General features: G+C 65.6%; 1 protein-coding gene. It reads left to right on the top strand.

The annotated features are described in order from the left end of the window. Window positions 1-1,055 (top strand): IS110 family RNA-guided transposase (locus tag GGQ96_RS21100; RefSeq protein ID WP_184117196.1); only part of this gene is annotated, 1,055 nt, incomplete at both ends.

The following is a 1,055-nucleotide window of genomic DNA, read 5'->3' as shown; positions in this document are numbered from 1 at the left end:
ATCATCGTCGGGTTCGAGGCGACGGGTAATTACCATCGCACGCTGGCACACCGGCTGCTGACGGCGGGGTTCGAGCTGCGCCTCATCTCGTCGGTTGCGCTCGCCCGAACGCGTGAGGCGCTGCACAACGGCTGGGACAAGAACGACCCCAAGGACGCGCAGGTCATCCTGCATATGCTGCGGATCGGCGCGACGCAGCGTTACGTCGACCCGCTGGTGGCCGGGATCAACGACCTGCAGGAGCTGTCGAAAACCCACGAGACGATCTCCCGGATGAAAACGCAGACCTGGCACCGGATCCTGACCCACTACCTGCCGCTGTACTTCCCCGAGATCGCCCGCTTCGCAGGCAATAGCCGGTCCGACTGGTTCCTCGCACTCATCGAGCGGTTTCCGACACCGGCCACCATCACGGCGCTGGACCGCGAGGCATTCTCGGCTGCGGCATGGCCGCTCATCGGCCGCAAGGTCTCCAAGGCACGCCTCATCAACGACATCTACGAGACGGCATCCGCCTCGACGGCGCTGCCGGTCTCGGAGGACTCGGCCGCCATCACCATGTTCCGCATGGTCATCGCGCAGGGGCGCAGCCTCATCCACCAGCGTGACGAGATCGAGCGGCTGGCCCATGCGCGGCTCGCCGATGACGTTGACTACCAGCTGCTGCGCAACATTCCGGGCATCGGTCCGATCAACGCGCTGACCATCCTGGCCGAGGCCGGTGATCTGCGGCGCTTCAATCATCATCGTCAGTTCCTGAAGTTTTGCGGCCTCGATCTCGCAACCTGTCAGTCGGGCACGTTCCGAGGCCGCACCAAGCTGTCCAAGTACGGCAACGCGCGCCTGCGCCGCACTTTCTGGATGGCTGCCCAGGTCGCCGCGCGTCAGCGCGACAACAGCTTCCGCGACAAGCTCGGACGGTACATCGCCGGGCACGCGGACGATGCCGACCGTCGCCGCAAGGCGATGACGGCGCTCACCGCCAAGATGGCGCGCGTGGCTCACGCCGTCGTCAAGACGGGGACAGAGTACCGGCCGTTTCTCGAACGGTCGGA

The organism is Sphingomonas abaci (genome assembly GCF_014199625.1).
GTDB lineage: Bacteria > Pseudomonadota > Alphaproteobacteria > Sphingomonadales > Sphingomonadaceae > Sphingomonas > Sphingomonas abaci.
Note: the sequence above shows the minus strand (reverse complement) of the source record. Positions and strands in the feature narration are given on the sequence as shown.